Here is a 14,134-nt window from a genome sequence, read left to right as displayed (position 1 = left end):
TACGCGATCAATATATGTAAGGTACGCCGAGGGGGAGACAGTGGAAGATATGGCTGTTAGAATTGTGTATAGCTCATCTGCCATGTGTAGACGGAGTATCTGAGGCCGTCCGTTTCTCGGGCGGCCTTTGCTTTTGCCAGTATTCACGGCACTCTTTCTCCAGTTTCTTCCTCCGATGTTTCTGCGTCACCGGGTAGGCAGTTACAAGTAGGACGTAACTAGGTTTTTGGTCGAAGACAACGACGTAGGAGTAATCAGGCAAGGAAATTAGATAACGGTTCGTCCTTGGTATGGACCGAGAGCTAATCCACCAGTGCACCTTTTCTAACGAGGGGTATGCCGAACAAAACTCCTCGACTATTGGTCGAATCCAATGCAGCCTCTGGCAACGTGTAGTGTCCACTTTCCGGTTCTCTTCAGGAGTCTGCTGAGGTCCTTCGGAGATAATGTGCCAAAACCACTTCGGTAAGTCATTCACCAAAGGGTGATGGCGAAAACTTAGACGAAGGTTGCCTTTGGGCCAACGAAGATCGGATCCTACAAGATCGTCAGTGAGTTGCTTCAACAAGGACGCTAGATAAGTTCCCTGATCGAGCTCAGGCGGGCAAGGAGCTCCGGGGGACAGTTCTATCATCATTGGACCTCTTGAGGCGTCCACTGGAAAATATTGACTTTCTTCTCCGAGGGGAGCGTCTTCTCGGTGAGAGTCTTTTGAGATCTTGAACGAATTCGTTCGACTAACTGCAATTTCGCGGAACTCGAGGTCAAACCTCGGTTGGCATAGTTAACTGCGCCGATTAACAGGTCTGCGAGTTGCAGAAGGCCCACATGGTGGGACTCCAAAATCTGAACCCGCCGAACCTTCTTTTTGTTGAAGTCATAGTTCGAATTAGCAATAACGTTATGGAGCTCCCGAACCTTTTCGCCGCTTCGGGTGTCCTTCTTGTCCAAATAGATGTTGACCGTCCCAAGCCCACCGGGGATTAGCGGCTTAAAAAGGAGGAACAACATCTTGTAGTACCAAGTGTCGTGGTCCTGGCTGAACCTCCCATGAGCTAGGCCCTTTTTGTCAGCGACGATCGCGCGGAAGGACAGGTCATCATCATCGAAAAAGTAGTCAATGAGATCCAAATAATAGTCAATTTTCGATGGCGATACCTTGGTCCACTTCGTTTCGAATTCATGGGATAACCCATGCTTCTTCCGTATCTCATGGAGTCGTGAAAGCACTTCAGGAGTTTTTGCCTGAGGGCAAGAAACTGCACCAAGAACTAGGTACGGCATCTGATCATTTTCAAGATGCGTGCTCTCGTCGCAGTAAATGTTGACGTCCATGGTTGCTCCTGAAACATGAGAATGACGATCAGCTTTGTAGCCAGCGTTCCCTGGCTATACTTTCGCTCTCAATCTTCTCCATCTTAGGTCAGCAACCCCGAGGCCCCGGCCAACACCGAGGCGCCGGCAAACACCGAGGCGCCGGCAAACACCGAGGTGCCGGCCAACACCGAGCCGCCGCTAACGCGGCCTACGCGTCGACGTCGGCTTCCGCCTCAGCCTTTGCTTTCGCCTCGGCTTCGGCTTTCGCTTGGGCGGCTTGCGCTTTCTTCTTCTCGCGCACCTTCCGCTTCGCCTTCTTCCGTGCCAACCGCAGCTTCTGCCGCTCGATCGCCCGAGCGCGCCGCTCAGCGGCCTCCGCCTTGATCTCGGCGTGCTCTTCCTTCATTCCCTCAATCGCAGAGGACTTACCGCCGCCCGGCAGGCCCGGCGCAAGGGTGGCCCAGTCACGCACAACCTCAACGCGGGTCACCAGGAAGCACGCGAGCACCAGCATCAGGAACCCGGCGATCAGCCACCCCATCAGGATGCTCGCCGCCACGGACGTACTGAGGATCACGCCGCCACCAATCAGGGAACGGAACGCCTCAACCGTGTACGTCATCGGCAAGTGCGGGTGAATATCGCGCAGAATCCCCGGCATCGTCTGCCACGGATACGTGCCGCCGGCGGAGGCGATCTGCAACACAACCAGGATCAACGAAAGGAACCGCCCCGGTGCCCCCAGCAGGCTCACAAGGCCCTGGTTCACCGCGAGGAACGCGAGCGAACCCAACGTCACCAGCCCCCACAACAGGAACGGGTGCGCCACCTCAAGACCGAAAATGAACTGCACGATGATGGTGATGATCGCCGCTTGAACGATCGCCATGATCGCCGCCCGGCTATAGGAGGCGAAGGCCATCTGAATGAACGAATACCACTTGCCGCGGTACTTACGCACCAAACGCTCAGGGATCGGCGCGAGCAGCATGAAGAACGCGATACCGCCAATCCACAACGCAAGCGACATGAAGTAAGGGCTCAAACCCGTACCGTTATTCGCCATCTGGTTGATGCGCTCCAGCTCGCCGGTCACGGGTGCTGAGTTCACCTCGGACAGCTTCTTCTTCTCATCCTTAGTGAACGCCGGAACCTTATCCGCACCGTCCTTCAAAGCATCGGTGAGCTCGCCGGAGCCATCCACAAGATCACCCAAGCCGCTGTTGAGCCGGTTGGATCCATCGTGGGCTTTCTGCGCGCCATCATCGAGCTTGCCGGCGCCCGCTTGCAACTGGTTCGTGCCATCCCACAGCTTGTTAGCGCCATTCGATAGCTGCCCGGCACCCGCATTCAGTTTGCCGATACCAGCCACCAACTCAGGTGCCTGCTGAGCCAACTGATGCGTGCCTTCCTTGAGCTGCTGAGCACCCTTGGCGAGCTCAGGGGACTTAGCCGCCAACTGGCCCAAACCATCCGAGAGCTTAGTCGCCCCCGTATTCAACTGGCTCGTTGCGGTGTTCAGCTCATTCGCGCCGCTCTTGATAGCGGCGTTACCGGCACGCAACTTCTGCAACAGGTCCCCCGGAACCAGCGGCTTCGAGCCACCAGACAAGCCCGCGCTCTGAGCGGCTTGCCGCACCGAATTGATACCCGCGCGAATATCAGCGGTGTCCTTTTGCGCTGTCGCAAGACGCTGTGCGAACTGAGGGTTCTCCTTCAGAAACTGCTGGAACTCCGGGGAGCCATTCAGATCCGTGAGGAAACCTTCAATCCGCTGTGCGGCCGGGTCCAGGTTGATCGTGACGTCCGGGGTCAGCGCCTCGAAATCTTTCTGAGCCTTCTCCAAGGCACCCAGCAGCTGATCATTCGCGCCAGTCAGGGTCTGCGCACCCTGATTCAGTTGAGTGATCTTGCTGTTGAGCTCACCCGTGCCTGAGCTCAACTGCTTCGAGCCCGCCGACAACTTCTGAATCGCATCGTTAGCATCACCGGCACCCTTGGCAAGCTTGCCGGCACCTGTATCCAGTGCCTTCGCCGCACCAGGCAGTGATGCCGTCTTGGAGCTCAACTCACCCAAGCCACCGGCGAGCTCGCTCGCGCCGCTCGAGAGCCTGCCCGCACCAGAGTTCAGCTCGCCCGAGGCACCACGCAAACTACGCGTACCATCGGCCAGCTGCAACAGCCCCGAGCTCAACTCGCCTGAGGCATCGTGCGCTGTGGAGGCACCATCGGTGACCTTACCGGAACCATCCGCGGCCTCATTGAGAGAACCGTTGATGTCCGTGAGGCTCACATACACGTTCTCCAGGTATTCCTTAGCGAACTGGGAACGCAGCTCCGTGGTCAGCTTGTTCTCAACCGAGGAAGCGATCTGACCCATGATGTAGTTAGTCGAATCGTTGGTCTGGATCGTGATGTGCGCCGAGGCTGCATCCTCAATCGAGGCTTCCTTCTGAGAAGCCTTCGCCGCATGCGCCAGATGATCCGTGAACCCCTCCGGGATGGTCAACACCGCGAGCGCCCGACCATGATCCAACGCGTTCTTCGCCTCCGCCGCGGTGGCGGTGTCCCAGTTCAGGTTCTTGTCCGAATCACTCTCCATCAGCTTCTTAGTGAGCTCATCACCCACATTGATGGTCTTGCCCTTGACCTCCGCGGCGGAATCCTCATTCACGATCAACGCCGGAATATGGTTGAGGTTGCCCGTCGGATCCAGGTTGGAGAGGATCAGCATGGTCGCGTAAATCAACGGGATACAGCCCACCGCAACCAAAGACACCGCGAGCCGGCCGTACTTCTTCAGGAAACCCTTGAAGCCGCCCGGCTGCGGTGATTCTTCCGACGGATGCTGTTGCTGTGACGGTGTGTTTGAAGCCATAAGTGTGAGCTCTTAAATCTAGGAAGTCTGAATGCTGGTAGCGTGCCCGGGCCGGTGTTGAGGCCATAGCACTCGTTGTGCGAGGTTTTGCAGGGTTGTGGCTAGCCGTTCCACGGTCTCGTCGCGGGTTCCGGTGAGCCAGCCGATCGCCGCGCCAGCGACCCCGTCGGAGACGAACTGCAGCTGTTGCGCCAAGCTTGGCTCGTTGGAATCAGTGTAGTGTTCCTCAAGCGGGGCGGGAGTCGCGAACGGGTTGTTCCCCGCGTCCAGCCCCTCCTCGTACGCGAACGCATTCCACAGTTGCCGCGCCAACGCGTGAGTGATCGCCTGCACCACCCGATAACTACTTGGCCCCTGGGTGACGTTGAGGAAGAAATCCCTATCTTCTTGCAGATGGTTCAGCAGGTTGCGGATCGCGTCCGCACTACGCCTAGTGCTTCCGTCTCTGTTGCTACCGGCGACGGGCCCGTCCTGCTCCCAAGCAGTGAACAGCAGCTGCTCGAGGTTGTGGACGGCGGCCGCCACGGTGAGCCCGGTCAGGTCACCGAAATGCTGATACAGCGTGGGCCGCGACGTGTGTGCTTCACGTGCAACCATGGACGCAGTGATCTTATCGATGGGTTGCTCCCGCAACAGCTCGGTCATCGCGGTGATCAGGGTGTCACGCGAACGCATGATGCGCGGGTCAACACCATCCGATGCCTTAGCGTCGATCGCGTCAGTCTGTTCGCTCTGCGCGGCCTGTGGCGCTGTCTGTTGCGCGGTCTGTTCACTGTGCACGGCTTGTGCACACTGCACGGCGTTGATCGTCACGAGCCCCTCCACCAATCTCGTTGTCAATAACCTTATGTAGAGAATCGTTCGTACAGAACCACTTGTACTCAACCACGGTATATCTTACATCTGTAAAAGAGCCTACATGTGTGGGTTTGTCCAAAGCAACGGGTGTGAGACGCATCGCACTGTGCACAAGTTCAGCCGGGCCGTGCAGAAGTTCAGCCGAGCCAGTGCAGAAGTTCACTCGGGTCCGTGCGGTGCCGCATCGTTATCCAGCAGAGTGCAGTGCCGCGTGGGTAGCCAGCCTTGCTGGTGCAATAGTCTTGATCTCATCATTAGCTTTCGCGGTTGCTGCGTTCGCGGCATCCGCTGATCAGCCCCAAGGAGAATGCCATGGCCGGTGGGCTTGCCGCTTTGCTTGACGATATTGCCGCGATAGCGCGCGCCGCTGCCGCATCGTTGGATGATGTTGCCGCCGCAACCGGCAAGGCAACCGCGAAGGCCGCCGGCGTCGTCGTGGACGATGCCGCCGTGACTCCGCGCTATGTCCAGGGGATCACGCCGCAGCGCGAACTGCCGGTGGTGTGGAAGATCGCGCGCGGCTCCATCATCAATAAGCTTGTGATCATCCTGCCGCTCATCATGCTGATGAGCGAGTTCACGCCCTGGCTGTTGACCCCGCTACTCATGGTGGGTGGGCTCTTCCTGTGTTTTGAGGGCGCGGAGAAAATATGGGAAGTCATCCGGGGGCATTCGGAGGCGGAAAAACCGCCGGCGTCCTTCCAGGGTGCCGCGGAGGAGAAGCAGATCGTGCGGGGGGCGGTGCGCACTGACCTGATCTTGTCCGCTGAGATCATGGTGATCTCGCTGTCCGCGGTGGATGGAATGGGTTTCTGGATGCGCCTCATCTCGCTGATCGTGGTGGCGCTGGTCATCACGGTGGGCGTGTATGGCGTGGTCGCGTTGATCGTGAAAATGGACGATGTTGGCCTTGCTCTGGCCCGGAAGCCCGCGACCGAGAAGCTTGGGACCGGCATCGTCAAAGCGATGCCGGTGGTCATGAAGGTGCTTTCGGTTGTGGGTGTGGTCGCGATGCTGTGGGTCGGTGGGCACATCTTGTTAGTCGGGATGCATGACCTCGGTTTCCACCCCATCTATGAGTGGGTGCACCACGCTGAAACCGCGGTCGCCGCAGCAACCGGTGGTGCGGGCGCTATGCTCGGTTGGCTCACCAATACTTTCTTCTCCGCAGTGCTCGGTTTGGTTCTAGGGTCCGTTGTGGTCGCGGTAGTCGCCGGCGTTCATGCCGCGATGCCTGGTAAAGGTGGGAAGGCTGCGGCGGCTGGCGAGGCGGGTGCGCCTAGCGGGGGAGGCGCAACTGGTGAAAATGACACAGGTGTCATGGGCTGATGTGCAGTCCCTAAGTGATGCGTAACGATGCAATAACGTTTCCTTCAAGCAGTGGATAAAGGTTGCTCGTTCGCATAGATTGGTTCACAGGTGGCGCACAGATGTTCGGCTGTGAGGCTGCCGCTGACCTAGGCGGATGCGCCTTGGAGATAAACAGCCCCGAAGCGGCGAATGACCCGCCGCGCCGGGGCTGTTTCGCATTTAGATAGTTGATGCATTGGGCCAGCTGACGCATAAGGCCGTGAGCCCCGCGTTGCTTACTGCTTGCCCCGCGCTTTTCCGCGGGCTTGCTCGCGGTTGCGTTCGCGTTGGAACCACCACCACAGCAGCAACAAGGCGACGGTGATGATGAGGATGATGTCGATCCACACATCGGACAGCGCGGCGGCCTTGGTTTGAAGCCACATTTGCGTCTCCAGCGGGACCAGCTGAGGGGCGGTCACCAGCCCGTTCGTTGTCCAGAACAAGACACCCACCGCGATCATCAAAACACCCGTGATCACAGCAATCACATGGAACTCACGCCCGGCAACCGTGAACGTCCGGCCCCGCAACACGCCACGGCCACGCGCACCCATCCGCTGCCACAACAGTGCGATCACAAACAGTGGAACCACCATGCCCGCGCCATACACGGCCATCATGAACCCGGACATCCATGCACTACCCGAGGTCGCGGCAAGTGTGAGAACCGAACCCAGAATAGGGCCTGCACACGCCCCAGCCAGCCCCGAGGTCAACCCCAGCAACAGGCTCTTGATGAGCCCCGTGGCCATCGACGTCCGCTCATGCATCGCATCAGACCCCGGGATCCAACGCGCAACATCGAACCCCAGCCCGAAAATCTGCAGCACACCCAAAACAATCAGCACGATGGCCGCCACAATGATCATCGGCGTGCGGTACGCATTAAATAGCTGCGCCAGCGCACCCACACCAAGCCCCAGCGGGACCAGCACCGCGACCATGCCCACAAAAAACACGAGCGAATGCACCACAAGCCGCACCCCAGAACCCGCGACAGTCCCGAAATACGCCGGCAGCAACAACGCTGAACACGGGCTCAACAACGCCAAAGTCCCGCCAATGAACGCGGCAACTACGCCAATATCCATGCGTCCCCTATGCCCTCATACTCAGCACACCTAGCAACAAGCAAACCTTCACGGCCGCCAAATCTTCGCAACCGGTCGGGCTACTCGGATTCCTGCTTCAACTGTTCTTCGATGAACGCCTCAAACTGCTCCGTCGGCTGCGCGCCACTCACCGGCTGGGTGCCGACAATGAACATCGGAGTCGAGGTCACACCCAGCTGTGCGGCACGTTGCTGATGCTGTGCCACCAGCTCCGCGATCTCCTTCGACCCCAAATCAGCCTTGAACTTCTTAACGTCAAGCCCCAGCTCCTCAGCGATCTCCACCATCTTCGCTTCCGGGAAGCTCTTCATCGGCTTCCCACCCGGGTACAGGGCCTTCTGGAACTCAAGGAACTTACCCTGCTCGCCCGCAGCAGCCGCGGCACGCGCCGCCTTAACCGACTCCTCACCGAACACGTTTGCCTCACGGAACTCAATCCGCAGCTTGCCTGGCTCAACGTACTTCTCAATCAGAACCGGCAACGTCTTAGTGGTCCACAACGCACAGAAACCGCACTGGAAATCGGAATACATGATCATCTGCACCGGCGCGTCCGGCTCACCCACCGCCAACGTGTCCTCAGGGTTGCGTTCCGGCAGTGACTTGATCAGCTCCAGTTGAGCTTCCTCCTCGCTACTGCGCCCGCCCTGCTGCTTGCGCTGCTCATCGACCGCCGCGTCTTCCGCCGCATAATCCGGCGCGCCGCTACCGCTGTTGGAATTCGCGCCGCCGGAACCGCCGCGCAGGACCACCACCAACACCACAGCGATAATTGCCGCCACAATCACGATGCCGGGGAACAGATACTTACGCCACGCCGGCGCACTGTTAGTGGCAGCGGCAGGGGTGCTTCCGGCGGCATTCTCGGTAGGTTCCTGAGCGGCTTCCTGATTGGATTCCGATGGGGTAGGGGGCTGGTGCGACACGCGGGCTCCTTATGGGCTCCGTAAATGAGGTAGAGGCGTGGCCTATTTTCCCACGTATGCAGAAAGGTGCAACTATTAGCCGGTAAAGCCTGAGTCGATTAAGCACGCACGATAAAGCCTCCGCATGACCAAGTTGATGCCCTAGCGTCACTGTAATCACGCGAGTGTCATAATCCATCTGCCATAATGCCTCTATGGCAAAAACAGCAACAACTGATACTGAAGCGCACGTACGCCCAGGTCAGGCATCACTCGTCAAATGGGTTTTCTGGCCCACTGCTGTGATCGTGGTCGGCTTGTCGGTCATCACCATGATCAAGCCAAAGCTCATGGAAGTAGCGTTCCAATCCATCACATCGTGGATTACATCCAACTTCGGTTGGTGGTACGTGCTCCTAGCTTTCGTTTTCGTGGTGTTCTGCGTGGCGTTGGGGTTGTCCAAGAAGGGCGACATCAAACTAGGTAGGCCGGGCGATGAACCTGAGTTCTCGCTCATGTCCTGGTTCGCACTCCTCTTCGCAGCAGGCATGGGTATCGGCCTCGTCTTCTTCGGCGTCACCGAACCGATGTCCCACTTCGTTGAACCACGCCCAGGCGAAGACGTCTCCGGCGTCATCAGCGACTCCACCGAACACGGCGGGGAAGTAGCAACCACCACAGCGAATCGCGCACAATCCGCGATGGCAACCACGTTCCTTCACTGGGGCTTCCAGCCGTGGGCTATCTACGTCATCGTGGGTCTCTCGCTCGCGCTAGCGATCCACCGCCGCGGCCGCCCACTGTCCGTACGTTGGGGTCTGGAGCCGCTCTTCGGCGAAAAGCGCGTCAAGGGTGCGTTCGGTAACGTCATCGACGTCATCGCACTCGTCGGTACCGTCTTCGGTGTCTCCACTTCCCTCGGTTTGGGTGTCAACCAGATCACCGCAGGTATGGCCCACATGGGGTGGGTCGACGAATCCAACCCGTGGATCAAATACGTCCTGATCGCCGTGGTCACCGCCTGCGTCCTCTGGTCCGTACTCACCGGTGTTTCCAAGGGCATGAAGTGGCTGTCGAATACCAACCTCGTGCTCGCCGGCGGGCTGCTTCTGTTCTTGCTGATTGTCGGGCCAACCCAGTTCCTGCTCAAGGAATTCGTCCAGTCCATCGGCTACTACCTGCAGAACTACCTCGGCCTCTCCATGAACACCTCCGCCTTCCAGGGCGACTCCGGTGAAGCATGGCAGGCCGGCTGGTCCACGTTCTACTGGGGCTGGTGGATCGCCTGGTCGCCATTCGTGGGTGTCTTCATCGCACGCATCTCCCGCGGCCGCACCGTCCGCGAGTTCATCCTCGGCGTCATGGGTGTCCCTGCGACCATTACGTTCCTGTGGTTCGCGATCCTGGGCGGTAATGCGATCTACCGCGAAATTCACAAGACCCCAGGCTACGAATCGATCATCGGCCCAGACGGGGCCGTCGATTCGAACGCGGCACTGTTCCAGATGCTCGCGCAAATCCCAGGCTCCGCAATGTTGATTGTGGGCGCAATGTTGCTCTCCGCGATCTTCTTCATCACATCCTCGGACTCCGGTTCGCTCGTGATGTCGATGCTCGCAACCGGCGGCGACACCGAACCGCGTTCCTGGATCCGTGCGTTCTTCGCAGTCGCAACCTCCGTGCTCGCAGCAGCCCTGCTGATGGCGGGCGGACTCGAAGCGCTCCAGGCCGCCTCGATCTCCGTGGCGCTACCGTTCTCGTTCGTCATGGTGCTACTAGCGATCGCTACCTGGAAATACCTCGGCGATAACGTGCGGCGCAACGAGAAACTGCGGCGTGAAGCGTTCATCGAAGAAATCGGTGAGGCATACGGCCTCGAAACCGAAGAAACCGGATCCGTCACCAAGAAATCAGATACGTGGTGGCGCGGCCTACGGAAATAGCTACAACACAGCACTAGCTTCATAACAGTTCCGATGAAGCTGTATCTACAGTTCACATCAACAGCCCGCGTGGGGAAGGCCTGGCCTTCCCCACGCAGGCTTTAAACGGCCACGTAAAAAACACAGCCAACAGCAGGCTATGAACCGCTTTCCGGTAGGCTATTGTGCACTTGAATGCCCCGCGCATCGTAATGTTCCGCTCAGCACAATGCTTGCTCTGCATTGAGCGCAAGCATCCCGTGAACGCGCGCTCGCGCCAATAGGCACAACACCGGCGCCCGCGCCCGCCGCGTCACGGACCACACTGAAAGGCCACAGCCATCAGACGCCCCGCACTGCTCCAGCGAGTCAAAGACGCCCGAGCCCAGCAACACAAGCAAGCTCAGCAGCACAACCGAGCCCGGCACACCCGGGTGCACGCCCGCACCCAGACCGGCCGCCGTATCGGCGTGCTCGCGCGCATCACTGCCGTCATCGCTGCAGCAACGCTCACGCTCACCGCGTGCGGCGCCGGCGGCAGCAAGAGCGAGGGCGGGAATAAGGACGCGGTCACCGTCGGCCTCACAGCCGCACCAGCGAACCTCGACTTCACCACCACATCGGGCGCTGCCATCCCGCAAGCGCTCATGACCAACGTGTATGAAGGGCTCGTGACCGTCAACCAAGAAGGCGAACTGGAACCACTGCTCGCCGAATCCTGGGACATCTCCAAAGACCGCACCGAATACACGTTCCACTTGCGCGAAGGCGTGAGGTTCTCCAACGGCACGGAATTCAACGCCGAAACCGCCAAGTTCTCGATCGAACGCGTCAAAAGCAAAGCGTGGAAGAACGGCCTCAAAGCCGGCATGGACGTCGTTAAAAAAGTTGAGGCCATCGACAAGAAAACCCTCAAAGTAACCCTCAAGCAGCCGTCCCAAGCATGGCTGTGGGACATGGCCACCCTCATCGGTGCGCAATTCGCGCCCGACGCGGTCGACAAACTCGCAACCGAACCCGTGGGCACCGGCCCGTTCACCGTCACCAAATGGGACAACGGCCGCACCCTGACCCTCGAAGCACGCGATGACTATTGGGGTGAGAAACCGGCATCCAAGAAAATCACGCTCCGCTATTTCGCAGACGCAACCACGGCAGCCAACGCACTCAAAACCGGCTCCGTGGACGCGATCCCGGCCTTCCAAGCCCCGGAACTCATTCCAAGCTACGAAAAGAACCCCAAATTCACGGTTCAACGCGGCACCACAACCGGCAAAGTCATGCTCGCGATGAACAACAAGAAACCGCCCTTCAACAAGCTGGCCGCACGCAAAGCGATCATGTACGGCATCGACCGTAAAGCCGTCATCGAATCCGCGTGGGGCGGCTACGGCGACCTGCTCGGCGCACCCGTGGTCCCAACCGACCCGTACTTCGAAGACCTCAGCGGCGAATACCCCTACGATCCAGATAAAGCCGCCAAACTCGTCGAGGAAGCCGGCATCAAGGGTGAAACTGTGACCATCGCAACGCCATCGCTGCCGTATGCGACCGCTTCCGCGCAGGTCATCGTCTCTGACCTGAAAAAGATCGGCCTCAACGCCAAAATCGAACAACAAGAGTTCCCGGCCGTGTGGCTCGATAAGACCTACACCAAAGGCAACTACACGCTCTCAGTGATCGCCCACGTCGAACCTAAAGACCTGTTGAACCTGGTTCGCGGGGACTACTACTTCGGCTACGACGATTCCCGTATCGCGGAGCTACGCGCCTCCGCGGACGCTGGCGACGATAAAGAATACGTGCGCGATATGAAGAAACTCGTGCGCAAAGCCTTCGTCGAAGACGCCGCCGCCAACACGCTCTTCCTCATGGCCGGCATCACCGTCATGGCTGAAGACATCGAAGGCATGCCAAAGAACACGCCGACCACCGCACTCGATCTCACCAAGGTCCGCCACCGCTAATGCGCAAGCCAGACATGTGTGAGGGCGGCCGGTGATTCGTAGCCTCGGCCAGCTAGCGTTGCGGATGATCACAACGCTGCTCGTTGCTTCCATGATCCTCTTCGTCTTGTTGAGGGTCATGCCAGGCGACCCCGCGCAGGTCGCGCTCGGGATGCAGGCCTCACCGGAGGCCGTCGCGGCGCTGCGCGCCGAGTACGGGCTCGACCGGCCGCTGGCTGTCCAATACCTCGACTGGATCGGCTCCTTCCTCACCGGCAACGCCGGGGAATCCGCGATCACCGGCCAAAACATGACCCCCATCATCGCCGACCGTTTCGCCGTCACAATGTGGCTCGTGGTCCCTTCGGTGGCACTCAGCCTGCTCGTGGCCGTGTTGCTCGGCGTGTGGTCGGCCCGCCGCGCCGGAAAGTTCGATGCGGTTCTCATCTCACTCATGACCCAGGGCTTCATGGCGGTGCCCGCGTTCCTCGCGGGCCTGCTGCTCGTGATGCTGTTCTCGGTCAGTCTCGGCTGGCTGCCGGCCTCCGGCTGGGTCGCCCCTAACGAAGGCTTCGGCACGTTCCTTTCCCACCTCGTGCTGCCGGTCATTGCGCTCTCACTCGTGCAAACCGCGGTCCTGACCCGCTACGTGCGCACCTCGATGGCCACCGTGTTGCGCAAAGACTACATCCGCTCCGCCCGCGCCCGTGGGCTGAGTAAATCCGCGGCCATTCGCCGCCACGGCCTACGCAACGCAGCCATCCCGGTGCTGACGGTAGCGGGACTGCAACTTGCAGCGGCCGTTGTTGGCGCCGTCGTGATCGAGCGGGTCTTCGACATCCCCGGCCTCGGTGCGCAACTGATCACCAGCGTTGAACACCGCGATATGGTGACCATCCAAGCCATCGTGATGCTGCTGGTGACCGTGACCGTGGTGATCAACGCACTCGTCGATGCGCTCTTAGTGGCCGTGGATCCGCGGCTTCGCGTCAAGGCGGTGGCATGATGCGCAGACTCCCCGTGACACTGTGGGCCGGTAGCGTCCTGATTGCGATGGTCGTGTTGCTTGCGCTGTGGTCCTGGCTCATCGGTGCCCCATACGACCCGGTCGCCGCAGACGCGAGCGCGCGGCTGCAAGGCTCCAGCCCCGAACACCTCATGGGTACTGACCGTTTTGGACGCGACGTGTTCTCGATCATCCTGGGCGGGGCGCAAGTCGCTTTGTCTGTGGGTGTGGTCGCGGCGTTGATCGCGTTGCTGGTCGGAACCCCGCTCGGGATGTGGGCGGCGATCCGCCGCGGCTGGGTCCAGGGGGCGGTGACTCGCTCATCCGATGTGATCCAGGCGTTCCCGTCGCTACTGTTGGCGATCGTGTTCTCGGCTGTTTTCGGGGCCTCCCCGATGGTGGCCGCAGTGGCGATCGGCATTGGCGCGATTCCGGGATTCGTGAGGATGGTGCGCGCCGTCACCGCGCGTATTCTGCGAGAGGAATACATTACTGCTGCGCGTTCGGCGGGCAGGAACTGGTTCAGCATCGCGTGGCGGCACGTGCTCCCCAACCTTGCAGGACTACTGCTGGTTGAGATCGCGGTGACCTTCTCCATCGCGATCCTCGCTGAATCCGCACTCAGCTACCTCGGGCTCGGCACGCCTGCCCCCGAACCGTCCTGGGGCCGCATGCTGTACGAACACCAAGTGTTCATCGAAGTAGCGCCCATGACACTCGTGTGGCCGGGGCTCGCGATCGCGATCAGCGTGCTCGGCCTCAACCTGTTCTCCGAAGGTCTACGCGACGCGCTACATAGCCGCCGCTCCTGATTTTGTTAACCGCATGTTTCCCGTA

At 59.7% G+C, this 14,134-nt stretch carries 10 protein-coding genes; 5 read left to right on the top strand and 5 right to left on the bottom strand.

Annotation, left to right across the window (positions count from 1 at the left end; genetic code table 11):
- Positions 1-633 precede the first annotated feature (633 nt).
- The 3 genes from HMPREF3160_RS08885 to HMPREF3160_RS08875 form a co-directional block, all read right to left on the bottom strand.
- The gene (locus tag HMPREF3160_RS08885; RefSeq protein ID WP_035756473.1) at positions 634-1,335 is read right to left on the bottom strand and encodes a DUF3800 domain-containing protein; all 702 of its coding nucleotides are present in this window, start codon (positions 1,333-1,335) and stop codon (positions 634-636) included.
- Between the two features lie 190 nt (positions 1,336-1,525).
- Positions 1,526-4,195 (bottom strand): YhgE/Pip domain-containing protein, encoded by a 2,670-nt coding sequence (locus tag HMPREF3160_RS08880; RefSeq protein WP_070508065.1) that lies wholly within the window; start codon positions 4,193-4,195, stop codon positions 1,526-1,528.
- A gap of 18 nt (positions 4,196-4,213) precedes the next feature.
- On the bottom strand, positions 4,214-5,008 hold the full coding sequence (locus HMPREF3160_RS08875) for a TetR/AcrR family transcriptional regulator (RefSeq protein WP_070508064.1): 795 nt from the start codon (positions 5,006-5,008) through the stop codon (positions 4,214-4,216).
- 357 nt (positions 5,009-5,365) lie between these two features.
- Between HMPREF3160_RS08875 and HMPREF3160_RS08870 the strand changes: the two genes are divergently transcribed.
- Positions 5,366-6,382 (top strand): DUF808 domain-containing protein, encoded by a 1,017-nt coding sequence (locus HMPREF3160_RS08870; protein ID WP_070508063.1) that lies wholly within the window; start codon positions 5,366-5,368, stop codon positions 6,380-6,382.
- A gap of 257 nt (positions 6,383-6,639) precedes the next feature.
- Here the strand turns inward: HMPREF3160_RS08870 and HMPREF3160_RS08865 are convergent, their stop codons facing one another.
- Together HMPREF3160_RS08865 and HMPREF3160_RS08860 are read right to left on the bottom strand one after the other, a co-directional pair.
- Positions 6,640-7,497, bottom strand: coding sequence for a cytochrome c biogenesis CcdA family protein (locus tag HMPREF3160_RS08865; protein WP_070508062.1), 858 nt, complete (start codon positions 7,495-7,497; stop codon positions 6,640-6,642).
- Between the two features lie 80 nt (positions 7,498-7,577).
- Entirely contained in the window at positions 7,578-8,444 is an 867-nt protein-coding gene (locus HMPREF3160_RS08860; RefSeq protein WP_083285593.1) for a DsbA family protein, read from the bottom strand.
- A gap of 194 nt (positions 8,445-8,638) precedes the next feature.
- On the opposite strand from HMPREF3160_RS08860, the gene HMPREF3160_RS08855 reads away from it, so the two are divergent.
- The 4 genes from HMPREF3160_RS08855 to HMPREF3160_RS08840 all read left to right on the top strand — a co-directional run bounded on the left by HMPREF3160_RS08855 (position 8,639) and on the right by HMPREF3160_RS08840 (position 14,109).
- Positions 8,639-10,366, top strand: a complete 1,728-nt coding sequence (locus tag HMPREF3160_RS08855) for a BCCT family transporter (protein WP_070508061.1) — start codon at positions 8,639-8,641, stop codon at positions 10,364-10,366.
- 413 nt (positions 10,367-10,779) lie between these two features.
- Positions 10,780-12,312 (top strand): ABC transporter substrate-binding protein, encoded by a 1,533-nt coding sequence (locus HMPREF3160_RS08850; RefSeq protein WP_256174314.1) that lies wholly within the window; start codon positions 10,780-10,782, stop codon positions 12,310-12,312.
- A gap of 31 nt (positions 12,313-12,343) precedes the next feature.
- A complete protein-coding gene (locus HMPREF3160_RS08845) occupies positions 12,344-13,297 on the top strand; it encodes an ABC transporter permease (RefSeq protein WP_070508060.1) in 954 nt (317 codons plus the stop codon).
- Positions 13,294-14,109, top strand: a complete 816-nt coding sequence (locus HMPREF3160_RS08840) for an ABC transporter permease (RefSeq protein WP_198020661.1) — start codon at positions 13,294-13,296, stop codon at positions 14,107-14,109. Before HMPREF3160_RS08845 ends, HMPREF3160_RS08840 begins: the two co-directional genes overlap by 4 nt.
- The last annotated feature ends 25 nt before the right edge of the window (positions 14,110-14,134 follow it).

Origin of the sequence: Arthrobacter sp. HMSC06H05 (assembly GCF_001807395.1) — a bacterium.
Lineage (GTDB): Bacteria > Actinomycetota > Actinomycetes > Actinomycetales > Micrococcaceae > Pseudoglutamicibacter > Pseudoglutamicibacter albus.
The sequence above is the reverse complement of the archived record's forward strand: the minus strand, read 5'-3'. Positions and strand labels throughout refer to the sequence as shown.

Coding starts and splice junctions, on each gene's coding strand:
- HMPREF3160_RS08885 (WP_035756473.1), bottom strand. CDS start 1,335: ATGGACGTCAACATTTACTGCGACGAGAGCACGCATCTTGAAAATGAT.
- HMPREF3160_RS08880 (WP_070508065.1), bottom strand. CDS start 4,195: ATGGCTTCAAACACACCGTCACAGCAACAGCATCCGTCGGAAGAATCA.
- HMPREF3160_RS08870 (WP_070508063.1), top strand. CDS start 5,366: ATGGCCGGTGGGCTTGCCGCTTTGCTTGACGATATTGCCGCGATAGCG.
- HMPREF3160_RS08865 (WP_070508062.1), bottom strand. CDS start 7,497: ATGGATATTGGCGTAGTTGCCGCGTTCATTGGCGGGACTTTGGCGTTG.
- HMPREF3160_RS08855 (WP_070508061.1), top strand. CDS start 8,639: ATGGCAAAAACAGCAACAACTGATACTGAAGCGCACGTACGCCCAGGT.
- HMPREF3160_RS08840 (WP_198020661.1), top strand. CDS start 13,294: ATGATGCGCAGACTCCCCGTGACACTGTGGGCCGGTAGCGTCCTGATT.